The following is a 23,284-nucleotide window of genomic DNA, read 5'->3' as shown; positions in this document are numbered from 1 at the left end:
TTTTTGCGGATGAGCCGACAGGAGCTTTGAATTCATCCGTGGGAACGGTTGTTTTAGATATCCTAACACAACTGAATAACGAAGGACAAAGTATTGTCATGGTAACGCATGACCTCAAAGCAGCAACGAGAGGAAATAGGATCATATATTTAAAAGATGGAAGAATCGATGGAGAATTGAATTTAGATCCATTTGGAGAAGACAATTTGAAAGAAAGGGAGGAAGATGTGTACAAGTTTTTAAATGATAAAAATTGGTAGTTAGTAGTAAAACTAAATAATTCGAACAGAGAATATGGAGATAATAGGTATAAAAATAAAAACGGAGTGTCATACTTGATACTTTTGTTATAAGGACGATGAGTAATATATGGAAAAGGCATTCCAAAATGAAATCATTGCAATTACAGATGAAAAAAGTATCAATCGAATGGTTAAAAAGAATATATTTATGCTTATTCTGGGCCAGGTAGTTTCAATATTCGGAAGCAGCATTTATAGTTTTGCAATGGGGCTGTATATTTTAAGTACGACAGGCTCAGGATTGTATTTTTCCATAACGATAGCATTAGGAACGATACCAAAAATTATATTTGGGCCGATCTCAGGTGTTGTTGCGGATAGAGTTGATAGGAAAAAGATGATTGTAATAATGGATCTATTATGCGGAATTGTTGTTATTGCTTTATTTGTATTAAGCAGTTTCGATAGCTTGAGATTAATATATATATATCTATCAACTTTTTTAATAGCAACATGTACTATTTTTTCTGAAACACCAATGGAAGCTTCGATTCCAAATTTGGTAGATGAAAAAAGATTAACGAAAGTTACTTCTCTCAATCAAGCTGTATTATCCATTGCAAACATTGCAGGACCTAGTATTGGTGGAGTCGCTTTTGCTTTAATTGATATTAGACTGTTTTTATTATTCAATGGACTATCTTTTATTTTTGCAGGTTTAATGGATCATTTACTAGATTTTAAGGTTAAGGATAAAATATATGGTATTGATAAAAAAGGGAATAAAGACAATGATGATGGTGTAAAAAACACCTTTTTTGAAGATTTAAAAGAAGGAATATCCTATATCAGATCACAGACATGGTTAGTCGTATTGGGAAGTTTTACAGTGTTTTTTAATATGTTTTTTATAATTGGAATTACAGTAACGGTGCCTTATATAGCTGTGAATGTCTGGGAATTATCATCTAGTCAACTAGGTGTATTAGAGTCGGTTTTTCCTTTAGGTATGCTTGTTGGTACAGTTATAACGCTTTTATTACCTGAGAATAACAGTAATTATAAAAGGATCATGAGCTGTATAGCAGTCTCTTCCGTTGGAATGCTTTTTACTGGAATTTTGACATGTGATTTAATCATTACTCTTGATACCATTTCTTATTTTATCATTTCGATCATATTATTTATTATTCTTGCTATATGTTCAGTTTCATATAACATACCTTTTTTTGTAACACTACAAAAAAAGGTGCCAAATGAAATGTTAGGCAGAGTAAGAAGTGTCATCTTAACCTTTGTTACAGGGTTAACTCCAGTAGGTGCAGTTATTGGAGGAGCTTTAGTAGATATAGTATCTCCATGGTTATTACCAATGGTATGCGGAGTTATTATGGTGGTACTTACCATTATGATGAGTAGAATGAAAGCATTAAAGGCCATTTAAGTAGCATTCCTATACATTCATAAGATTTATGTAGATAAATCTTATGAATGTGTCAATCAAAAAAAACAGAAAGGGGAGAGGAAATTGAATAAGGTAAAGCTTTTTTGTATTCCTTATGCAGGGGGGTCAGCAGCAGTTTATTCAAGGTGGAAAAAACTAGTCAATCCCTTAATTGAGCTTAAACAAGTGGAATTACCCGGAAGAGGATCTAGAATGAATGAATCCCTTATCGATAATATTCCTGATATTGTCAGAAATATTTTTAAAGAAATAAAGGATCAAATTAAACCCCCTTATGCTTTATTTGGTCATAGTATGGGTGCCCTTATTACTTATGAACTTTGTAAAAAAATAAAGCAGGAAGGATATCCGTCACCTGTTCATATATTTTTTTCGGGTAAACAGGGCCCACAAGTCAAATTAAAAGGGTTGAATTGTTATAATTTACCTGAAGGTGAATTTATAAAGCATATTTTAAACTATAATGGGACAAATGAAGCTGTATTCAAAAATAAAGAATTAGCTTCCTTATTTATCCCTATTCTAAGGGCAGATTTTAAAATGGTTGAAACATATAAATTTGATCGTACGGATGATTACCTAGAATGTGATGTGTCCGTATTTAGCGGAACTGATGATAGAGCAGTTTCATGGGAGGACTTATCAGGATGGCAAGAGGTCACAAAAAGTAATTGTCGTTTCTATCCATTTAAAGGCGGGCATTTTTTTATTAATGAACATACAGAAGAAGTTGTTGATCAAATTAATAATGTACTTACTAGTATTTCAATAAATATAGAACAGCTCAGTATAAATAAATAAAAAAATGGATAAAAGCGGAATGGTTATAGGATATATATTGCTTCTTGAAATATAATATATTAACTAAGATGTTGGTGTTTGATAATGGAAATTTTTGCTGTTAATCTCTTAAATCCATTATGTTTTTCAACGTACGAGCAATTATTGCGGCTCTTGCCATTAGAAAAGCAAAGTAAGCTTAGACAATTTAAGAGATTTGAAGATTCTATGAGAGGTATTGTTGCGGAGATGTTAATTCGCAGTATTATTAAAAAAAAGAATGTTCGAAATGACTACAAATATAATTTTGCTACAAATACTTATGGCAAACCCTACTTATCTGATGTAGAGAATTTTAAATTTAATTTAAGCCATTCTGAAGATTGGGTTGTTTGTGCAGTTGATGGAAATCAAATTGGTATTGATATAGAAAAAGAAAAATTAATCGATATACAAATTGCCTGCCAATTTTTCACGAAAAGGGAATGTGATTATATTTTCTCATTAAAAGATCAGCAACGGTCAAGATTTTTTGATATATGGACTTTAAAGGAGAGCTATATCAAGGCTGTAGGACTAGGTTTATCGATTCCTCTAAATTCATTTTCAATAATTATGGATTCTAATAATAGTACTATTGGTATTAAATCAGAATGTAATGATACCTCCTTTTATTTTAAACAGTATTCGATCGATTCCTTTTATAAGTTAGCTGTTTGCGCACGCCATGATCATTTCCCTTCCGAAATAAAGCAAATGAATTTAGAGGACTTGGTGTCTGAAATTATAGGATAGTATGTAACAGAAACATCTTTTAACAAATAGAATGAATACCTTGAAAAGGTCCATATTAATGTACCATTCAGCATAAGCTAAATAGAGTAAAGCAGAACACCTTCTCACTATTTGCTAACATACTTATTTTTTTGAGTTAAACTTATTTAACTAATCTAATGTTGACCCTAAAACAAACCATGATATATCAACATTTTCTAGACTTATTTAACTCAGTTAAACTAGTTTGATTTTGCTCAACAAGATTGACAGGGAAGGGGTCGTGGGTCGAATCCCACACAGATCATCAACTGCCAAAGGCTCAAATCCTTGATATAACAAGGGTTTGGGCCTTTTTATTTTTTTGATTTCCATTTATTATTCCTGTGTGATTCTGCATTGCACGGAAACTGGATTTGTGACGCCGGCTCGTTCGTTGCATGACGTTAGCCACTTTGGTACACTATGCAGAAGTGCTTTTTTAGTTTGATTGCTAGGATTTACTATGGAATCGCATGGATGAGCTGCAGGATCTTTACATAAATCATGGTCCATGAGGCTGTGGGGGTGTATCTTAAACGAACCCTTAAAATGGAACTCCTTTTACTCTGTAGACTAGTGGAGCAGTTACAAAACCATTAACAACTTAACAATTTAAATGTTTCTAAGAAAGGACCATCTGTTCCCTCATACAGCAGGAGTTGTATGGGGGCTTGTATTTTATCGAGAATTTTCTGTTTAGATGACTTTACAGGAATAAAATAAGGAGGACGCAATGAACAATTATAAATTGACCATTCAATATGATGGCGGGCGCTATAAGGGCTGGCAACGACTAGGTAATAGTGATGATACGATTCAAGGGAAAATAGAAAATGTATTAACGGAAATGGCAGGGGAAAAAATTGAAATCATCGGATGCAGCAGAACGGATGCAGGTGTACATGCCCTTGCTCAAATCGCCAATTTTAAGCTCGGTGAAAATCTGACTGAAGCAGAAATCATGAATTATTTAAATAGATATTTACCCCGAGATATCAGCATTGTCGATGTTACGCTAGTTCCTGATCGTTTTCATGCCCGTTATAATGCTAAGGATAAAACCTATTTGTATAAGATCTGGAACGAGCCATACACAAATCCTTTCATGAGAAAGTACAGTATGCATGTAGAGGAAAAGCTGGATATCACTAGAATGAAAAAAGCATGTCAATTTTTTATAGGTGAACATGATTTCACTGCTTTTTCAAATGCAAAGTCCAAGAAAAAATCCATGGTGCGTGAGATATATTCCATTGATATAGAAGAAAATGCCGGCTTCATCCAAATTACTGTGCGAGGCGATGGATTTCTTTATAATATGGTTAGGAAGATTGTCGGGACGTTGATAGAAGTAGGGTTAAATGAAATAGATGCTGAAAATATACCGAGTATTTTAGAGTCAAAAGAAAGAATCCAAACGGGCCGTATGGCGGAGGCAGCTGGGTTGTACTTGGTCAAGGTTGATTTTTAGGTCAAATATTGATGCATCGGTTATTGCATGTAAAGTGTACAGGCAGTAGAAAAAGGGAAGTAATAGGGAAGAATGGTAAAGCAATAGAACGAAAGAAGGAGAGGGTTTCATGAGATTAGCAGGAAAGAAAATAATCAGTCTTGTGCACCATGATTTTGAGGATTTAGAGCTCTGGTATCCGATTTTACGATTAAAAGAAGAAGGAGCGATTGTTCACCTCGCCGGAGAAAATGCGAATGAAACATACATTGGAAAATATGGTGTACCAGCCATATCCGATTATGGGTATGGCAGTATTAAAGCTGAAGAATATGATGCCATTCTTGTACCGGGCGGTTGGGCACCTGACAAAATTCGCCGTTTTCCTGAAGTGATATCACTTATCCAAAGCATGGAAGAAAGTAAAAAACCAATTGGCCAAATTTGTCATGCTGGTTGGGTATTGATCTCCGCTAAAATTTTACAGGGGAAGAATGTAACGAGTACACCGGGCATTAAAGATGATATGGAAAATGCCGGGGCAACTTGGATAGATAAGCCCGTCGTAGTAGATGGAAACCTTGTATCAAGCAGGCGTCCGCCTGATCTACCGGATTATTTAAGGGAATTGATAAACGTGATCGAAAAGAGTTAAATATAATAGGCTGAAAAAGTGGTTTTTCCTTTTGGAAAAACCACTTTTTATTTATGAAATATTAAAATGAAAAGGAGTATCTTCACTTATTTAATCCAGTTTAATTTTATGAAACACGGTCAATCATGATATGGGTCGATATTGTTAAGATATTTGATGCTTACTGAAAACCAAAAGATTATTCCGTTGATTGATCCTTAATCAAGTCAATATACAAATTTCCTTTTGTTCCTACGACAGCATACGAGATATCAAAAACAGCAAGGTTTCTTTTTTTGAGTTCTGCCATTAACGATTCGTAATCGTAGGGGTGTTTTGATAAGTTTTCATAAAGAATCTTTCCATCATGGACCAGTTCTATCGGTACTGTTGCTGAGGGCAGTAAAGGTAAATCCTGCTTGGCGGCATTTTGGTATTGTTCTTTCTTTAATACTGAGAGGGAGCCATTTGTTTCTAAAATGGCACATTCCACTTCTTCAATGTTGAAGATATCTTTTCCTCGCAAACCCTGTTTAAGAGAATCCAGTGAATATCCCATTCGTTCCATTGACTCTTCGAGAATTTGTCCTTTTTGAATTAAGGTAGCAGGTTCTCCAGCGATCCATTTCCCGAAGCGTGGATTTCGAATCGATAGAAGATTCAGCATATATACGATGGTACCCATAACAATAATTGCAATGATAAAATACAGGAATTTGATTTTTATATTGAATGCTAGATTCCCTGCAATTGTCCCCATCGTAATTGAAGCGATATAAAGGTGATAGGTCCTCTGGGCAATCGTCTGTTTACCAAGGAGATGGACAAATACCCATAATAAAATAAAAGACGTCAAGGTTCGAAAGATGATTTCAACAGATTCTGACATGACAATTTCTCCCTTGCAAAACTCCCGACAATTCGTTTGTGGTAGTATGTTCTTACATCTTGCCGTTTATTCTGTAACTCAAAAAGGAAAAAGACAAGAAACCGTCCTTGAATTGGGAGCCCATCTTACATAAATTGATAGCTTTATTTTTAAACCAGGTATTCAAGATTCGTGAAATCTCAGGAAGCAAGCAGTTCGTTACTTGCTTCTTTTTATTTGGTCTGAAAAAATCGATGGATATGTTTACTTGTATCGTTAAAGAAATTTCTTCGAATAATAGTATCAAAATACTTTTGCACGGGGGTATGTTTTGAGAAATATTCAGGAAATTTTCAAAGACGATTTAAAAAGCATTTATAAAAATTTCTTTGTATGTATCGTAGTTGTTTTTCTCATGTTCATCCCTTCCATTTATGCGTGGTTCAATATTGTCGCATCTTGGGACCCGTATGCAAATACGGAAGGAATCCTTGTCGGTGTTGCCAATAATGATAAAGGTGCGGATTTAAATGGCGAAGCCGTGAACATAGGCAAGGAAGTAATGGAAGGGTTAAAGGAAAATAAGGATCTAGGCTGGAGATTCACATCGGAAAAAGAAGCGATAGAAAAGGTGGAAAAGGGGGATTACTATGCTTCCATCATCATACCGGAGAACTTTTCCGAACATATTGCGACGATCATGACCGATGACCCTAAGAAGGCGGAAATTGATTACTATGTTAATGAAAAGATCAATTCCATTGCTCCTAAAATAACGGCAGCGGGTGCCAACAGCATTGTGGACAATGTGAGCAAAACCTTTATCAAATCAGCCAGTGGGAGTATCCTTGCAATCTTTAATGAACTCGGAATCACCTTGCAAAACGAGTTGCCGACGATTCAAAAAATGAAGAATATGGTGTATTTATTAGAGGGTGAACTGCCTGAGCTCGAGCAAAATATCAAAACCGTTCAAACACATGTCAAAAAGGCTGAAGATATTATTAAGAAGGTTAATGATGGCCTGGATTCGATAGAAGGAATAACATCGCAGAAGGACAAATTGGTATCGGACGTTTCTAGTTATGTAGATTCAACAAGGCAGGCATTCGAAGGAATCAGTCCCCTTTTGAAAAATGATATTGCGAACATCAGGAGCGATAATGATTCCGTTATAGTGCTGGCGAACCGGTTAACGGGTCAGGATTTGCCTGGCAATGAGTATGATCAGCTAGTGGAACAAGGGGTAACGAGGATAAATAAAGAGTTGTACCTTTTGGACAGTATGTATAATTTATTGGTGAGGGTCAATCAATTTAATGAGCAAAACTTGCTTCAGCCAGAAATACAGCTGGTTGATGAACTAAGGGATAATGCTTCGAACCAACTTCAAGCGCTGAATAACCGATCCTTCGGCAAACTTATAGAACTTGGCGGGAACAATGATCAAGTCTTGGCAAGATTCCAGGAGAGCTATTCAAAGGAAACAGGGCCAAAATTCACTGAAATCTGGACTGAAACAGAAGCAATATTGAATAGTGTCCAGATTACGATGGAGGAGGGAGCGAAGGTTCTTCCTGAGGTTAGGACGCTATTGAATGAGACCAATCGAACATTGGAAACACGTACAGGGGATATCGATAAGTTACAGAATAAGTTTCCGGAAATCGAAACGAAAATAAAGGCTCTAGCTTCTAAAATGAGGGAATTCGATAAGTCTTATAATATGGAAGAAGTGATCGATTTCCTAAGGAATGATATTGAACAAGAAAGTGAATTTTTTTCAGAACCAGTGCTGCTCAATAAACACAGTCTCTTTCCGATTCCGAACTATGGATCCGCCATGTCTCCTTTCTTTACGGCACTTTCCCTTTGGGTCGGTGGTACAATATTGATTTCCATGCTTAGCGTGGGTGTTTCTCAAAAGGTCTACAGCCCGTATCAAATTTATATCGGGCGGTATCTTATATTTTTCATCATTGGGGTAATGCAGGCTCTTAGTGTTTCCATTGGGAATATCATCCTGATCGATGTATATGTAGCGGATAAATTTGAGTACATCCTGTTTTCTGTTCTGATAAGTACAGTATTTACACTCATTGTCTACACCTTCGTTTCCGTTCTTGGAAATGTTGGAAAAGGGATAAGCGTCGTATTGATGGTCCTTCAAATATCAAGTTCAGGAGGCACTTTCCCGATTCAGGTCACACCGCCCTTTTTTCAGCATATTAACCCGTACTTGCCGTTCACCTATGCTGTGGGTTTACTTCGTGAATCTGTTGGGGGAATAACTTGGAGCGTAGCTGGCAAGGACATTTTTATCCTGATTCTCTTTTTAATATTCACACTCATCTTAGGTGTCATTTTGAAAAAGCCTCTGCATGCAAGGACACAAAAGATGAAGGATAAATTGTATGGAAGCAGGATTTTTTAAGGTCATCGAAAGAGTGTAGGTGAAAAAATGGATATTAAAATTAGCCTGAACCCTTACAAAGGGCTCAGGTTTTTATATTTGCTGATTGGGATTTATTCATTTGTATTTTTGTGTAAGTCTGGAATATTTATCAATACATCGACAATTGAATAAAAAGATACCGATAAATTAGAATTTTTGCATTTTTATAGTTGACAAAAACCATTGGATTAATCATTATTAAGAAATAATGTTTAGTAAATCGATGCGATATAAAAGTGGGGTGACTTTATGTATTTAACAATAGATGGCATTGAAAAAAGTTTTAAGAATGAAAAGAAAGAAAGCATAAAGGTGCTCGATAAGATAAACATAGAAGTCGAGAAAGGAAGCTTCGTTTCGATCGTCGGCCCTTCAGGATGTGGGAAATCCACGCTCCTTTATCTGATTGCCGGACTTGATAAGGCAGATACAGGTGAAATACGTGTAGCTGGGAAAAAAGTGGTGAAGCCAGGTCCGGAACGGGTTGTAGTGTTTCAAGAGGCGGGATTATTTCCTTGGTTGACGGTACTTGAAAATGTTACATACGGATTGAAGTTAAAGAAAATTCCAAATGAAGAAGCTAAGGCCAAGGCATTGGACATTTTAAAGATGGTTCACCTCAGCCGATATGTTGACTCCTATCCACATCAACTCTCAGGGGGCATGAAACAGAGGGTAGCCATCGCAAGAGCATTGGTGATGGAACCGGATATCCTGTTGATGGATGAGCCATTCTCCGCGCTTGATGAGCAAACGAGGATGGTCTTGCATAAAGAGCTGCTCGAAATCTGGAGAAAAACTAAAGTGACGATCTTTTTCGTTACCCATAATATTCGTGAGGCTGTTCAGCTTTCCGAAAAAATCATCGTCTTTGCAACCCGTCCAGGGAAAATCAAAGAGACGATTTCCGTCCCTTCCATGAAAGATGGAGTTATGCCGGATAGTGTAACTTTGCATACAGAACAAAGGGTTCTATCGATTTTGCAGGAGGAAATTGAAAAAGTGCTGAAGGAGGAAATGGGGAATGATTACAGCTTTAAGACGAATCATATTCATCGCGATGATAGCGGGGATATGGGAAGTCACATCTAGACTTTCCAGTCTTCCGGATTTCATGTTCCCAAGCCTGACTCAGGTTTTGGAAACTCTGTTTAATGGACTGATGAGCGGACAAATAACCGAAGCCATCGGAAAAAGCCTTGGCCGTATCCTGATCGGCTTTATGATTGCCATTATAGTAGGTCTGATATTAGGATATTTCATTTGGCGCTTTAAATTGGTCGAAGACACTTTAGGATTCGTCGTGACGGCTTTACAGTCCATCCCGAGTATCGTGTGGTTCCCTTTAGCGATCATTTGGTTTGGATTGAATGATTTTTCGATCCTCTTCATCGTCACCATCGGCGCAACTTGGACGATGACGGTTAATGCAACGAGTGGCTTCCGGAATGTACCACAGTTGTATCAGCGGGTTGCAAAAACATATGGATCGACTGGGTTTCATTTTCTTCGCACCGTGATTTTACCAGCATCCGTTCCGCAAATAATATCCGGTCTCCGAATCGCATGGGCCTTTTCCTGGCGTGCATTGATGGCCGGTGAATTACTTGGCGGGGGAGGCGGTCTTGGACAATTGCTGGAAATGGGCAGATCACTGGGACAAATGGATTTGGTCATCTCCGTTATGATCATCATCGCTATCATCGGAACAATCGTGGATAATGTCGTCTTCTCCCGTCTTGAACGTAATGTTCAACTGAAATGGGGAGTGAAGTAACGGTAGTTTAATAAAATAATAGTTAAAAAGGAGAGAAAGATATGCTGAAAAAATCATTTTTTGCCTTTGTACTGTCTGTATTGTTAATCGGAATAGTAAGCGGATGCACTCAATCCAGCAGTAATGATGAAGAAGGAGAAGGCTCCGGGGGGAAACCCGTGAAAATTGGGTATTTTCCTAACTTAACCCACAGTGCAACGATCATTGCACTTGAAAAAGGCTTTTTCGAAGAAGAGTTTGGTAAAGATGTTAAGATTGAAACCAAAACAGTAGCCAATGGCGGATTATTCATGGAAGCAATGGCTACAAACGCCATTGATGTCGGAACGGTCGGTCCTGGTCCATTGCTTAACTTTTACGTAAAAAACCCTGAATACCACTTGATCTCCGGGGCTGTTAATGGAGGTGCCGTACTTGTTGCTAGCGAGGGCAGCAAGGTTACGGATTTAAAAGATTTGGGCGGTAAAAAGGTAGCGATTCCCGTCATTGGAAGCACACAGGATGTCATGCTTAGGAAGGCCCTTCAAGATGTTGACTTAAAACCGACTACAAATGGGGGCACAGTTGAGCTGTATGCGGCAGCACCTGCAGACACAACCGCCCTTTTTGTCCAAAAATCAGTCGATGCAGCAGCAACCCAGGAACCTTGGGGTTATGTATTGGAAAACCAGGCAAAAGGAAAGTTACTGCTTGACTGGGATCAATTTGCATGGGGGAAAGATTCACCTAACACGGTAGTGGCTGCAAGCCAGAAGTTCTTGGATAGAAAGGGGCTCGCTGCTTCCTATTTGAAAGCGCATGAAAAAGCGGTGAAGTTTATACAAGACAACCCTGAAGAAAGCCAAGAACTGGTTATTAAGCATTTGAAGGAACTGACTGGAAAAGAATTAAGTAAAGAAGAAGTCGCTTCAGCATTTTCACGCCTTGAAGTGACAACCGAAGTTAATGAGCAAGTCATTCAGGAAATGGCCGACATAAGCAAAGAAGCTGGTTATATCCCTAGCAATGATATAAAAGGCATGATCGATTTATCAATTCTTCAAGAAGTGTCCAAATAAATTGAAACAAGCAAGCGCCTCAGTCATCCTGGCTTTGGCGCTTTTTTTGTAATCCGGCATAGGCCAATTAATCCTTTTTAATTGAACTGGGTAAATATTCCTGAATATAAACATCGCAGGTCATGAACTCCCTGTTATGGACAGACTTGATCCAATGCTTGGATAACATGATCAACCTCTTCCCAGGAATGGATGGTAGCTCCTGAAGCCAGTGAATGTCCTCCTCCATTGAATTGACGTGCGACTGAAGCGATGGGAATATTCCGTGAACGTATCCTGACACGGATTTCAGAAGGATATTCGATGAAGAAAGCCCAGATTTTATTGCCCCTGACACTTGATAGTGTATTGACTAAATTCGAAGCTTCGAGTCGATCCACGTCATACATATTTAAAAGTTCCTCCGTAATAATGAAGTAAGCTACTCCTTTATCGGTTACCTTGAAGCTCATGAGGATGTCTTTTTGAAGTCTTGAAGCGCTTTTTTCCTTTACATTAAGACTGTTATGAATTCTTTCTGGCTGAATATTATAAGTTCTTAAATGTGAAACCATCTTTAATGTCCGCGGAGTGGTATTCCCATTCATGAAATTCCCTGTATCACTAAGTATTCCTGCATAAAATGATTTAGCCGCTTCTTTATTCATGACAAAGCCCACTGGAAATTCCAAGAATAAATCAACAAGCATTTCACTTGCGGAGCTATAGGAAGGGTCAACCCAAGAAAGATCACCGAATTGTTCATATTCAGGGTGGTGGTCAATTTTGATCAGCATGTCCCCTTGATAGTAGCGGGAATCACTGATCCGTGAAATGTTGGCCGTATCACAAACAATCACTAAGGCACCTTTGTATTTGTTATCGGAAATGACATCCATATCACCAATGAATAGAAGCTTATCCACTTCTTCGCCTACCGCAAAGACTTCTTTAGAAGGGTAGGAATGCTTCAATAGCCTCTTTAAACCGATTTGTGATCCCAATGCATCCGGATCCGGATTAACATGGCGATGAATGATGATTGTGTGGTATTTCTTGATCGCTTCGATTATTTCCGCTTTTTTATTGTCCATATCGCCATCTCCCTTTCATTTTTCCTAGTCTAGCGAGCGATAATTGATATTTATGTATAATTCAAATATTGACAGCTATGCATATTCAATCATCACATGCCTCACGAATAAAGGCAATTCCGATTACTACTGGAAGTATTTTTATATTAACGGGAGGTATGCTACAAAGTATTTCAGAGGAAGTAATAAAAACACCGATGAAAAATTATTGCAAAATTCAAAAAATGGAACTATACTTAATTTACCAAACCGATGACAACAAGTTACCTTGTTGCATGGCCGGCTTGTTATAAAACTGGAATCTATAAAAATTGACTTGGTTCACTTGATCTTCCTTTGCAGGAAGACAGTTCGTGGATAAGGGTCAGTGAAACATTCAATGTAATGACATTGTTGGTTTTACTGGCTCTTTTTTGTGTATCCCGACAGTTTGAAAGGGGTGATGATATGAATGGAGCTTTGGAGGGAGTCAGGATTATCGATGTATCCCGTGTTTTGGCGGGGCCGTTTTGTTCAATGATTCTCGGTGATTTGGGTGCCGATGTTGTTAAAATCGAGCATCATGAATCAGGTGATGAAACAAGAGGATGGGGTCCGCCATTCGCCCAAGGAGAAAGCGCTTACTATTTATGTGCCAATCGAAATAAGCAAAGCATGACCTTGAATTTAAAGTCGGAACAAGGGAAAGAGATTTTCCGGAAGTTAGTGGCTTCAGGGGATATAGTGATCCAAAATTTCAAGACGGGCACATTGGAAAAAATGGGGTTAGGTTATGAGGATTTAAAGGAAATGAACCCCAAACTGATCTTGGCCTCGATTACGGGATTTGGTTTAACAGGACCTTATAAGGATTTGCCTGGCTATGACTATATCATTCAAGCGATGAGTGGTTTGATGAGCATCACAGGAGCAAAAGATGGGAGTCCCGTGAAGGTCGGGGTGGCCATAGCTGACATATTGACGGGCTTGTATACATGCATTGGCATTTTATCCGCTTTACATCATAGGGATAAAGCGGGGGAAGGTCAGGAAATTGATATTTCGTTAATGGATTGTCAGGTTTCTTCATTGGTGAATGTCGCCAGCAACTATTTATTCAGTGGCTTGACCCCTGAAAGAATGGGTAACCAGCATCCCAATATCGTTCCATACCAGACATTCCGGACAAGCGATGGAGAGCTTGTCGTTGCAGTAGGAAATGATGATCAGTTCAGAAGGTTTTCAACCGTTATAGGCAGACCTGATTTAGCCCAGCAGGAACAGTTTAAGCATAATGAAAAACGTTTGCAAAACAAGGAAGTCTTAATACCGATAATAGAGGATTTGTTGAAAGGAAAGACAAAGAAGGAATGGAAAAGGCTGTTTGATGATGCAGGGATACCCAATGGTCCAATCAATGATATAGCAGAGATGTTCGAGGATCCGCAAATCATCGCAAGAGGCATGTTGGTGAGCATGGAGCATCCCACAATCGAAGAGCTTAGAGTGACGGGATCGCCCCTGAACCTTTCAAAAACGCCGGTTACGATGAGAAAGCATCCGCCGCTCTATGGTGAGCACACCGATTCCATTTTGGCTGATATTGGATATAGTCCAGACCAAATAAGCAAATTCAAAGAAAATAAAATTATTTAGGAGGAATTTTAATGATGAATTTCGAATTAACAGAAGAGCAGCAAAGCGTGAAGAAAGTGGTAAGGAAATTTGTCGATAAGGAAATTATCCCTTACATTCAAGAGTGGGATAGGCAAGGTCAATTCCAGCCACATATTTTAAAAAGATTAGCGGAATTGCAGTTGATGGGCGTTTGTATACCAGAAGAGTATGGCGGGGTCGGAATGGATTATAATACCCTGGCCATCGTTTGTGAAGAGCTGGAGCGAGGCGATACGGCTTACCGTACTGCAGTTTCGGTACATACAGGGTTGAATAGCATGACCCTGCTGCAATGGGGGACGGAAGAACAAAAACAGAAATATTTAGTACCGCAGGCAAAGGGGATCAAGATAGGTGCTTTTGGTCTGACTGAACCGAATGCAGGGTCTGATGTTGCTGCAATGAAATCAACGGCAAAACGTGTTGGGGACCACTATATCTTGAACGGGTCTAAAACATGGATTTCGCTCTGTGATTATGCAGATCATTTCCTTATCTTCGCCAAGACGGATCATGATGCCGGTTCAAGGGGCATCACTGCTTTTATTGTGGAACGGACTTTCGAGGGAGTGGAGTCGAAAGCCATTAAAGGGAAATTGGGAATTCGTGCCGGGAATACAGGCGAAATCTTTTTAACGGATGTAAAAGTTCCAGTGGAGAATAGGCTTGGTGAAGAAGGTGAGGGCTTTAAAATTTCCATGTCGGCATTGGACAGCGGCCGGTTTACAGTGGCCGCAGGTGCTGTAGGGTTAATAGAAGCAAGCCTTGAAGCAAGCTTGAAGTATTGCCATGAAAGAAGCACATTCGGAAAAGAGATTGGCAAGCATCAGCTCGTTCAACAGATGATTGCCAAGATGACCGCAAATTTAGAGATTTCCAGATTGCTCGTTTTTAAAGCGGGTACCTTAAAAAATCAAGGAAAAAGGAATACGAAGGAAACATCGCTTGCCAAGTGGATATCATGTAATGCTGCAAACGAAGCTGCCAATGATGCTGTTCAAATTCATGGTGCCTATGGCTACTCGGATGAATATCCAGTGGAACGTTTTCTGCGGAATTCAAAAGCTCCGGTCATTTATGAAGGAACCCGTGAGATTCATACTGTAATGCAGGGTGAATACGCACTTGGCTACAGACAAGATAAAGAGCTTCGTAAGCAATTGCCTGCATGGCCCTTCGAGCAGGTTTCCGTACATTAACTATAGATAGAGGAGATCAGATGATGAACACATACTTTATTGCAGGGCATGCAAAGCTTCCACAAGGGATGGCAGCGAGAAATATATATGATTCCATCACCATCACGGTAGAGCTTGACTTTAAATATGGAGTAATAGTCGAGGCTTCATGTACACTTGCTACAGAACATGGAAGGGAATTCATTCGTCAGCTGCTGCGCGGTTATTGCCTGAAAGATGGTATCGAAGAATTGATTGATCGTGTGCAAATGCATTATCGTGGGAAGGCTGGTCAAGCCATTCAAGCAGGGCTGAAGGATGTGTATGCACAGTTCGAATTGGTCTCCGTTAAATAAGCGAAACTTGAAGGATCCTACCGTATGTAAAAGGGTAGGATCCTTTTTTATTGTTTAAGGAAAGGGACATTTGACTGGATTTAACGATCGTGATAATTTTAAAAACACAAAACTCGCCCCTACCTATAGGACGAGTTTGTGTTTTTTTATAGAAATTGGACTTTAAAGTAAAGCTTAATAATCCAGTAAAAAATATTAGTTGTACATTAAAACGGTACCATGAAACTAGAAGCACCTTTTCCGTTTATTGCGAAAGTTATTGCCGCAAAGCCAACTGCAGTGGTTGGACGAACACCGGTTTCTGTTGGAGCGCCGTTGTCTGCTGCAAGTGGACCTCCTCCTGCTAGTACGCCTTTGCGTACGGCAAGTGGACCTCCTCCTGCTAGTGCGCCTTTGCGTACGGCAAGTGGACCTCCTCCTGCTAGTGCGCCTTTGCGTACGGCAAGTGGACCTCCTCCTGCTAGTGCGCCTTTGTGTGCTGCAAGTGGACCTCCTCCTGCTAGTGCGCCTTTGTGTGCTGCATGTAGATCTCCGTTTCCAGCAAGAGCGTCTTTGCGTGCCGGAAGTGGACCGATTCCTGCTCGTGTAACGTTTAGTGCTTCTACGGGAAGTTTGCCTATTATTGTTGTTTTTTCGTGAAGAACGGCCTTTTGAACATGGGTCATTATACATGAAATCGCCTAACCCGAAGGAATTGGCTCTATCCACCGCATTTTGTATATTTCGAATGATGTCAGACATATTTATATATCCTCCTTTCTATTCGTAAACTATGCGTTTGTACGTAATATGCCAGAGATAATAGCACAATTTTTAATAAAATTTGTATTTGGTGACACCCCTCGCTTTTTTTCATAATTTAATATGAAAGTGAAAGTGAAGGGAAGGGTTATATGGATTCTGACCAGAAGCTGCCTGTGTACCAGCTTTTTATTTCACCAGTTAATTTAATGGAACTTCGCAGAGATATATGGTGCAATGATCCTTTACCGGCAAAGTTAACACTTAACAGAAAAAAACTTGATATTGATATTGTTTACCGTGGCTCTCATATCCGTGGTTTTCGCAAAAAATCCTATAATGTAGTCTTTTATAAACCTAATACTTTTAAGAGTGCCAAGGAAGTTCATTTAAATGCCGAATATAAAGATAAATCTTTATTAAGAAATAAATTATCTTTAGACTTTTTTTCGGATATAGGAACCTTATCACCGAACTCCCAGTTCGTTTTTCTGAACCTGAACGGAAAAGACGAAGGGATATACCTGGAATTGGAATCGGTGGATGAATATTATTTGAAGAAAAGGGGTCTGCCACAGGGGTCCATTTTCTATGCAGTGGATGGTGATGCCAATTTCTCATTGATGAGCGATTTGGATAAAGGAATCAAAAAATCATTGGAGATGGGCTATCAAAAAAAATGCGGAACAGAAAAAGATGAATTATATTTACAAGAGCTAATTCTTCAAATCAATACAATTTCAAGAGTGGAATTTGAAAAGGAAATTGTAAAATATGTCGATGTCGAAAAATACCTGCGCTGGCTGGCCGGTGTCATATTCACACAAAACTATGATGGGTTCGTTCATAACTATGCCTTGTATCGAAATGGAGAAACTGGACTCTTTGAAATGATTCCATGGGATTATGATGCGACATGGGGCAGGGATGTTAACGGGAGAGTGATGGAAGAGGATTATGTGGGAATCGAGGGGTTCAATACATTGACTGCTAGAATCCTTGATGTAAGGGGTTTTCGTGTCCGATACCAAGAACTTCTTAAGGAGATTTTGAACAATCAATTTAACGTGGGCTATATGAAACCTATCATTCAGGAAATGCATGATCAAATAAGACCATATATTACAAAAGATCCATATATCAAGGGGGATATTGTGAAATTTGATAATGAGCCCGAATTCATCCTGAAATTCATTGAGGCGCGTGCAAAGTATATAAATAGCCGGCTGTATAAATTGGATTAATAATTCCTATCCGCTAGTGATGGAACAATGAAAAATATAACAGCAGGAATGTTGAATGATAAGCATTCCTGCTTTTTACTGCACGATTCCATTTGCTTTTCTATACTATTACAGCTATGTTTGATAGAAAGAGATAATCTAAAGTAATGAAGGATGGGAATGGATTGACTAATCATAGCCGCAAACCGGCATATATATATACGTTTACATGCACCCCTGACGAACGCTCATTATCTAAAATGGAGATGCGCTCGTTCTTTGGCTTTGAGACTTCAGGGGATATTTTGAAAAGTGATATAGCAATTGAACCGAGCAGGAGCCCTTTCATAAAAGGGCGGGTCGAAGTGATGTTTGAAGGGGAGAGCATATCCGAAATCGTTGAGCAAGTGAAGGATATCCATTTGCCTGATTCGACGTTCAAAGTATTATTCGTGAAAATTAACGATTTGAATAAAGAAGCAAAAATAGATTATGATGGACAGCGTGAAATTGAACGGGAGATTGGCTGGCACATTCAGGGAAATGCCGATGTACGCAATCCTGATCAGGTCTTTGGAATCGTGACCCTTGGCGGACGTTGGTATTTCGGGAAGTATGTCAAACCTGAAGCGGTTTGGTTAAAACATATGAAAAAGCCCCGTGAATATTCAACAGCGCTTAGCACAAGAGTGGCGAGGGCCATTGCCAACATAGCCGTTCCGCATCCGGATGGGGTGAAGGCAATTGATCCATGTTGCGGAATTGGAACGGTATTGGTAGAAGCATTGTCGATGGGAATCAATATTGTCGGCCGGGATATCAATCCGCTTGTTACCGACGGTTCCAGGGAGAACATTGCTTATTTCGGACTCGAAGGTGATGTAACTACAGGTCCGATTTCGGAGGTCACAAGTAAATATGATGTAGCGATTATCGATATGCCCTATAATTTATATACACATGCGACGCCGGAAGATCAGCTATCGATCCTTAAACATGCCAGGGGCTTTGCTGACAAGGTCGTCGTCGTAACGATCGACACGATGGATCATATGATTGAAGAAGCAGGATTTGAGATCGCCGATCGCTGTGTTGCCAGGAAAGGCATTTTTTCCAGAGAGATTGTCGTGTGCGTGTGAGTATCTTCAGCAAGAAAAGGCTGAAATCTTTAATTGGATATGGACTTACCCCTGTCAATTAGACAAATAAAAAGGGCTTTGCTTCCATCTGGCTTCGATATTCAACCGGTGCCAGATGGCGGACAAGCCCCCCTTTACAATTAAGTTTCAAAATTGACTAGATTCCGGGTGTAGATGAACTTTCAGGAATTTTTTCATAGTCTGATGGATTAAGATTATGAACCGATCCATCTGTTACACCATTGATAATACCCATTAGCCCCGTTTCAACCGTTTTTACGAGCTGGCCATTCTTTTTTTGCCCAAAGTTTTGTGTTTGACCACTAACTTCAAATAGAACCGTCCCACTTCCGTTTAAAGCAAACGTCCCTAAAGCAGTTCCTGGCAGGTCAATAGATTGATCATATAATGAAATATTTGTAAAAACTGAATTCCCTTTTGCTTGCAGTGCATTATACGCAGTAAGTGTCAACTGACGAGAGAAATCATATTTGAAATTATCTGCATACTCTTCATATTTAGCACCTTCTGGAGTGCTTGGGTTAGGAACGAATTTTCCTGATATTGACATAGTTGCACGCTCATCAGTTCCTTCGATATATGGGAATCCCTGGTGATGAAGATCGATAAAAACATCCACTTTCCCGAATTTCGATTTTAACCCTTTATATGTGTCACGTAGCGTTTGCGCTTCGGGGGTAATAAACCAGCCTGGCTTTTCAGATGCCCCCGGGAAGTCTTGAGGCTTTGGTACATAATTTAGGTCTGGATTGAAGTCACGATTAACATCAAATCCCGGTTTGCTAGCATAGTCGTCTCCTGATCTGGGAGTAGTGTAATAGTTCCAAGTAGGTTTTGCATTAGAAAGTTGGGGGAATTTACCTACAACTTCAGACCATTTCATCTCATTTCCACGACGATCAAGCTCTGAGCCGTCTACGTTCATCATTGGAATGGCAACAATTGTTAGTTCATCAAGTACTTTCTTTACCCCAGGTGAGTTACTTTGACCAAGGTTTTTAAGAATGTTCAATAACGCGACAGTTCCTGTTTTTTCATTTCCATGAATTTCACTTTGAATAAGAACGACTTTGTCACCATGACCGACAGTCACTTTTTGAATGGAACGGCCCTGATTCGTTTTTCCGGCCACTTCGACATTGACTTTCCCTGCACTCGCTTGCTCAAGTTGATTTAATTCTTTTACAAGTTCGTCATAATTAAGGAATGCTTCGGTAGAAAGATTCGTTCCACCTGTCGGATTTGGTCCTCTTTCAGCTAAGCTGAAATTTGGGCCAAGTAAAGTTGCGGCTACTACTGTTGAACTTAAAACCTTTAAAAATTTTCTTTTCACATCAAATCCCCTATTCTGAAAATATTTAATATTCAGATAATAAATTCTTCACATTCTAATCGATTTCCTGTTAGATTAATTAAAACACCCAAAAAGGCCTATGTATTTCAGATTCAATTATTTTGTATATTTTTCCACAAAAAAGTCCCTACTAAGTGGGGACGATTTCAATTTCAGCCTTTTTTAATGTCATTTAGCTTGATAATGAACTACATCTTCAACGAGTTGTTTCGTGACCTTCCCCTGATATTCTAAATAATCCAAATGGCCGATGATTTCTGACATGACGAGCGGGAATTCTGTTATATACTTTTGTTTGTAAAACTCCTTTGCCAGTTCATTGCCTGTAGAAATTCCGGATTCTATCAAGGCCAGGATCTTTTGTGATTTTCTTTCTATGCTGTTGAGTCTTTTTTCAATCGTATGACCAGGTTGTTCAATGATGTTACCATGACCAGGAAAGAGGAGGTTCACCTGTAATGCTAAACATCGTTTTAATGAATCGATATGATCTACAAGGGTCAGCATTCTATTACCGTTTTCATCAGGTTCGATCAAGGCATTGCTTGATATATGTTCAATCAATAAATCACCGGCAAGAAGCCGTTTTCCTTCTTTGTCAAGGAATGCAATTTGATCCGGGGCATGCCCTGGAAATTCGATCACTTCAAAATTCAGCAATTGTTTTTCCGTGATTGCGATGATGTCACCATTCAGTTTTTGATCTTTATTATTATCGACCGCGTTGAATAGGTAAGCCACTTGTTTATCTCCAAGTTCACCACAGCCCATCTCATGGTAAAGCTGCTGATAAAATTCAATTCTCATACTTAAGAAGGAAGGGTCCCTTTTTAAACGGGGAATGGATTTAGAATGGGCATAAACGGGAATCGGATGGAGTTCGGTAATCCGGTTGACCAAACCAACATGGTCTCCATGGTGATGGGTTAATAAAATTTCCGTTATATCTCCAACTGTAAATCCATTTTCGTTTAATGTTTGCTGCAGTGCATTCCAGCAGACGTCATCATTCATACCTGCATCGACTAATGTTAAAGATTCATCCTGTTTAACTAAATAAAAGTTTATACTTTTTAAAGATAAAGCGCTTGGAGCTATAATTGGATAAATTTTAGATGTTGTATTCGTTTTCATGAACGTCCCATATCCTCCTAAATCGAGATAAACTTCATCTGGAAAATTGCGAAAAATTACTAATGACCGAATAGATTTAAAGGGTTATTATTCTATGATTAGTTGAATGAACTGAAACTGTCAAGCGGAAGCTTTCAGGCAATCGAGAAATTTAATAGTAAGATTGATTGGAAATGAATGGTCTATTTATCTAGTTTATTTTAAAATTGAATAAACAAGCCAGTAATTTAGCCAATATTCTTTTAATTATTTCTGTGTAAAAAAACTGAAGACGACAAAAGGTGCAAAAATGCGTTTCATGGAACGAAACGGTATGGGAGGTTTAGGGTTTGAAGCAAAAAGTTTATATTACAAGGAAATTGCCAGGACAAATCATCGAAGGTCTTAGTCAAAATTTTGATGTCAGGATGTGGGATCAAGAGGATATACCGGTCCCTAGAGAAGTCCTTGAAGAAGAAATGAAAGAAGTAGAGGGACTGCTTTGCTTATTGACGGAACAAATCGATGAGTCACTGATTGAACAGGCGCCTAATCTGAAAATCATCGCGAATATGGCAGTGGGCCATAATAATATTGATGTTCAAAGTGCAACAAAACGGGGCATCATGGTAACGAACACACCGGGGGTTTTAACGGAAACGACAGCTGATTTAACCTTCGGCTTACTGCTTGCAACGGCGAGAAGGATGATGGAGGCTGAAGATTATTTAAGGAGCGGAAAGTGGGAAACCTGGTCGCCGATGCAGTTGACCGGACAAGATGTACACGGTGCAACGCTGGGTATCATCGGGTTAGGCAGGATTGGGGAAGCCCTTGCCAAAAGAGCTAAAGGGTTCGATATGAACTTAGTTTATTTTAATCGAAGCCGTAAATATGAACAGGAAAATACATTAGGAATCGAATATCAGCCTCTTGAAAAATTGCTCCAAATCTCGGATTTCGTTTGTGTCATGCTGCCGCTCACACCGGAAACCACTTACATGATTGGAAAGGAGCAGCTTGAATTAATGAAAGGGACGGCTGTGCTCATAAATACCGCAAGAGGCGGGATTATCGATGAAAAAGCATTGTACCAGGCGCTGGAGAGTCGAGAGATTTGGGCGGCTGGATTGGATGTATTCGAAGAAGAGCCCGTCCCTGTGGACCACCCGCTGCTAACATTGCCCAATGTGGTTACATTGCCGCATATCGGCAGTGCCAGCATTGCGACAAGATTGAAAATGGCTGCTCTAGCTGTACAAAACTTGATGGAGGGGTTATCTGGTGATACTCCCCGTAATTTAGTAGTGTTGAATAAATCAAAATGACTCTTAAAGGGATTTGGAATGGTCACATCCCGAATCCCTTTCATGATTTTAAAACGAGACTTGATTAGACACCTTGAGTTTTGACCGTTTTATAGGATAATACCTACTAAATTGATGAACTCGACAGACGGTCGGCGGAATGGGGAGCGGATTTAATCCGTGAATCTTAAAATAAATGCTTCGGAGTGAGGTAAAGGTCGAAAAAATCGTGAACGACCGAAAAGTGCGTTGTAGGTCGGATAAATCGTGAACGGCCGAATAAAGTGCGTTGTAGGTCGGATAAATCGTGAACGGCCGAATAAAGTGCGTTGTAGGTCGGATAAATCGTGAACGACCGAAAAGAGCGTTGTAGGTCGGATAAATCGTGAATGGCCGAATAAAGAGCGTTGTAGGTCGGATAAATATGAGAACGGTCGAATAAAGTGGGGTGTAGGTCGGATAAATATGAGAACGGCCGAATAAAGTGGGGTGTAGGTCGGATAAATACGTGAACGGCCGAGGAGAAGCTCCTGATAACAAAAGACGCCCGGTATAGGTGGTGAAAAGTGCTCCGGCTG

General features: G+C 39.3%; 20 protein-coding genes and 1 pseudogene. 16 read left to right on the top strand and 5 right to left on the bottom strand.

All coding sequences use genetic code 11. The features are described 5' to 3' along the window. The 6 genes and pseudogenes from LQ188_RS18365 to LQ188_RS18340 form a co-directional block, all read left to right on the top strand. Positions 1–260 (top strand): annotated as a pseudogene (locus LQ188_RS18365) (ABC transporter ATP-binding protein); the annotation flags it as partial. Positions 261–369: 109 nt separating this feature from the next. Continuing rightward, a complete protein-coding gene (locus LQ188_RS18360) occupies positions 370–1,686 on the top strand; it encodes an MFS transporter (RefSeq protein ID WP_230177682.1) in 1,317 nt (438 codons plus the stop codon). A gap of 84 nt (positions 1,687–1,770) precedes the next feature. Further along, on the top strand, positions 1,771–2,508 hold the full coding sequence (locus LQ188_RS18355) for an alpha/beta fold hydrolase (RefSeq protein ID WP_230177680.1): 738 nt from the start codon (positions 1,771–1,773) through the stop codon (positions 2,506–2,508). 84 nt (positions 2,509–2,592) lie between these two features. Then, the gene (locus tag LQ188_RS18350; RefSeq protein ID WP_230177679.1) at positions 2,593–3,282 is read left to right on the top strand and encodes a 4'-phosphopantetheinyl transferase superfamily protein; all 690 of its coding nucleotides are present in this window, start codon (positions 2,593–2,595) and stop codon (positions 3,280–3,282) included. 754 nt (positions 3,283–4,036) lie between these two features. Continuing rightward, positions 4,037–4,774, top strand: coding sequence for a tRNA pseudouridine(38-40) synthase TruA (truA, locus tag LQ188_RS18345; RefSeq protein WP_101224081.1), 738 nt, complete (start codon positions 4,037–4,039; stop codon positions 4,772–4,774). 109 nt (positions 4,775–4,883) lie between these two features. Next, positions 4,884–5,408, top strand: coding sequence for a type 1 glutamine amidotransferase domain-containing protein (locus LQ188_RS18340; protein WP_230177678.1), 525 nt, complete (start codon positions 4,884–4,886; stop codon positions 5,406–5,408). 178 nt (positions 5,409–5,586) lie between these two features. On the opposite strand, the gene LQ188_RS18335 is transcribed toward LQ188_RS18340, so the two are convergent. Further along, positions 5,587–6,276 (bottom strand): DUF421 domain-containing protein, encoded by a 690-nt coding sequence (locus LQ188_RS18335; RefSeq protein ID WP_230177677.1) that lies wholly within the window; start codon positions 6,274–6,276, stop codon positions 5,587–5,589. A gap of 310 nt (positions 6,277–6,586) precedes the next feature. On the opposite strand from LQ188_RS18335, the gene LQ188_RS18330 reads away from it, so the two are divergent. The 4 genes from LQ188_RS18330 (at position 6,587) to LQ188_RS18315 (ending at position 11,545) form a co-directional block, all read left to right on the top strand. Further along, entirely contained in the window at positions 6,587–8,689 is a 2,103-nt protein-coding gene (locus LQ188_RS18330; RefSeq protein WP_230177676.1) for a YhgE/Pip domain-containing protein, read from the top strand. Positions 8,690–8,959: 270 nt separating this feature from the next. Further along, positions 8,960–9,802 (top strand): ABC transporter ATP-binding protein, encoded by an 843-nt coding sequence (locus tag LQ188_RS18325; protein WP_101224077.1) that lies wholly within the window; start codon positions 8,960–8,962, stop codon positions 9,800–9,802. Continuing rightward, entirely contained in the window at positions 9,735–10,487 is a 753-nt protein-coding gene (locus LQ188_RS18320) for an ABC transporter permease (protein WP_101224076.1), read from the top strand. Before LQ188_RS18325 ends, LQ188_RS18320 begins: the two co-directional genes overlap by 68 nt. Positions 10,488–10,528: 41 nt before the next feature. Next, complete coding sequence (locus LQ188_RS18315) at positions 10,529–11,545, top strand: aliphatic sulfonate ABC transporter substrate-binding protein (RefSeq protein ID WP_230177675.1); 1,017 nt, start codon at positions 10,529–10,531, stop codon at positions 11,543–11,545. Between the two features lie 134 nt (positions 11,546–11,679). Here the strand turns inward: LQ188_RS18315 and LQ188_RS18310 are convergent, their stop codons facing one another. Beyond that, the gene (locus LQ188_RS18310) at positions 11,680–12,618 is read right to left on the bottom strand and encodes a bifunctional oligoribonuclease/PAP phosphatase NrnA (RefSeq protein ID WP_230177674.1); all 939 of its coding nucleotides are present in this window, start codon (positions 12,616–12,618) and stop codon (positions 11,680–11,682) included. Positions 12,619–13,065: 447 nt separating this feature from the next. On the opposite strand from LQ188_RS18310, the gene LQ188_RS18305 reads away from it, so the two are divergent. The 3 genes from LQ188_RS18305 to LQ188_RS18295 are packed head-to-tail and all read left to right on the top strand — an operon-like array spanning position 13,066 to position 15,808. After that, positions 13,066–14,253 (top strand): CoA transferase, encoded by a 1,188-nt coding sequence (locus tag LQ188_RS18305; RefSeq protein ID WP_230177673.1) that lies wholly within the window; start codon positions 13,066–13,068, stop codon positions 14,251–14,253. A gap of 14 nt (positions 14,254–14,267) precedes the next feature. Continuing rightward, a complete protein-coding gene (locus LQ188_RS18300; RefSeq protein WP_101224431.1) occupies positions 14,268–15,473 on the top strand; it encodes an acyl-CoA dehydrogenase family protein in 1,206 nt (401 codons plus the stop codon). Positions 15,474–15,496: 23 nt separating this feature from the next. Beyond that, entirely contained in the window at positions 15,497–15,808 is a 312-nt protein-coding gene (locus LQ188_RS18295) for a DUF3870 domain-containing protein (protein ID WP_048682993.1), read from the top strand. A gap of 206 nt (positions 15,809–16,014) precedes the next feature. Here LQ188_RS18295 and LQ188_RS18290 read toward each other — a convergent pair whose 3' ends face one another. Continuing rightward, positions 16,015–16,473, bottom strand: a complete 459-nt coding sequence (locus tag LQ188_RS18290) for a hypothetical protein (protein WP_230177671.1) — start codon at positions 16,471–16,473, stop codon at positions 16,015–16,017. Between the two features lie 228 nt (positions 16,474–16,701). Between LQ188_RS18290 and LQ188_RS18285 the strand changes: the two genes are divergently transcribed. After that, positions 16,702–17,793 (top strand): CotH kinase family protein, encoded by a 1,092-nt coding sequence (locus tag LQ188_RS18285; protein WP_101224071.1) that lies wholly within the window; start codon positions 16,702–16,704, stop codon positions 17,791–17,793. A gap of 164 nt (positions 17,794–17,957) precedes the next feature. Next, positions 17,958–18,911, top strand: a complete 954-nt coding sequence (locus LQ188_RS18280) for an RNA methyltransferase (RefSeq protein WP_157831083.1) — start codon at positions 17,958–17,960, stop codon at positions 18,909–18,911. Positions 18,912–19,068: 157 nt separating this feature from the next. Here the strand turns inward: LQ188_RS18280 and LQ188_RS18275 are convergent, their stop codons facing one another. Continuing rightward, positions 19,069–20,265: a M14 family metallopeptidase gene (locus tag LQ188_RS18275; RefSeq protein WP_230177670.1), complete on the bottom strand. Its 1,197-nt coding sequence runs from the start codon at positions 20,263–20,265 to the stop codon at positions 19,069–19,071. A gap of 189 nt (positions 20,266–20,454) precedes the next feature. Continuing rightward, positions 20,455–21,420 (bottom strand): MBL fold metallo-hydrolase, encoded by a 966-nt coding sequence (locus LQ188_RS18270; RefSeq protein WP_230177669.1) that lies wholly within the window; start codon positions 21,418–21,420, stop codon positions 20,455–20,457. Positions 21,421–21,749: 329 nt separating this feature from the next. Between LQ188_RS18270 and LQ188_RS18265 the strand changes: the two genes are divergently transcribed. After that, on the top strand, positions 21,750–22,727 hold the full coding sequence (locus tag LQ188_RS18265; RefSeq protein WP_101224067.1) for a D-glycerate dehydrogenase: 978 nt from the start codon (positions 21,750–21,752) through the stop codon (positions 22,725–22,727). The last annotated feature ends 557 nt before the right edge of the window (positions 22,728–23,284 follow it).

This window comes from Peribacillus sp. Bi134 (assembly GCF_918698065.1).
Lineage (GTDB): Bacteria > Bacillota > Bacilli > Bacillales > DSM-1321 > Peribacillus.
Note: the sequence above shows the minus strand (reverse complement) of the source record. Positions and strands in the feature narration are given on the sequence as shown.

What these genes read in the sequence shown, in the direction of transcription:
- truA (WP_101224081.1), top strand. Translation starts at nt 4,037, where the DNA reads ATGAACAATTATAAATTGACCATTCAATATGATGGCGGGCGCTATAAG.
- LQ188_RS18310 (WP_230177674.1), bottom strand. Translation starts at nt 12,618, where the DNA reads ATGGACAATAAAAAAGCGGAAATAATCGAAGCGATCAAGAAATACCAC.
- LQ188_RS18335 (WP_230177677.1), bottom strand. Translation starts at nt 6,276, where the DNA reads ATGTCAGAATCTGTTGAAATCATCTTTCGAACCTTGACGTCTTTTATT.
- LQ188_RS18285 (WP_101224071.1), top strand. Translation starts at nt 16,702, where the DNA reads ATGGATTCTGACCAGAAGCTGCCTGTGTACCAGCTTTTTATTTCACCA.
- LQ188_RS18360 (WP_230177682.1), top strand. Translation starts at nt 370, where the DNA reads ATGGAAAAGGCATTCCAAAATGAAATCATTGCAATTACAGATGAAAAA.
- LQ188_RS18350 (WP_230177679.1), top strand. Translation starts at nt 2,593, where the DNA reads ATGGAAATTTTTGCTGTTAATCTCTTAAATCCATTATGTTTTTCAACG.
- LQ188_RS18305 (WP_230177673.1), top strand. Translation starts at nt 13,066, where the DNA reads ATGAATGGAGCTTTGGAGGGAGTCAGGATTATCGATGTATCCCGTGTT.
- LQ188_RS18320 (WP_101224076.1), top strand. Translation starts at nt 9,735, where the DNA reads ATGATTACAGCTTTAAGACGAATCATATTCATCGCGATGATAGCGGGG.
- LQ188_RS18325 (WP_101224077.1), top strand. Translation starts at nt 8,960, where the DNA reads ATGTATTTAACAATAGATGGCATTGAAAAAAGTTTTAAGAATGAAAAG.
- LQ188_RS18290 (WP_230177671.1), bottom strand. Translation starts at nt 16,473, where the DNA reads ATGACCCATGTTCAAAAGGCCGTTCTTCACGAAAAAACAACAATAATA.
- LQ188_RS18315 (WP_230177675.1), top strand. Translation starts at nt 10,529, where the DNA reads ATGCTGAAAAAATCATTTTTTGCCTTTGTACTGTCTGTATTGTTAATC.
- LQ188_RS18340 (WP_230177678.1), top strand. Translation starts at nt 4,884, where the DNA reads ATGAGATTAGCAGGAAAGAAAATAATCAGTCTTGTGCACCATGATTTT.
- LQ188_RS18270 (WP_230177669.1), bottom strand. Translation starts at nt 21,420, where the DNA reads ATGAAAACGAATACAACATCTAAAATTTATCCAATTATAGCTCCAAGC.
- LQ188_RS18300 (WP_101224431.1), top strand. Translation starts at nt 14,268, where the DNA reads ATGAATTTCGAATTAACAGAAGAGCAGCAAAGCGTGAAGAAAGTGGTA.
- LQ188_RS18295 (WP_048682993.1), top strand. Translation starts at nt 15,497, where the DNA reads ATGAACACATACTTTATTGCAGGGCATGCAAAGCTTCCACAAGGGATG.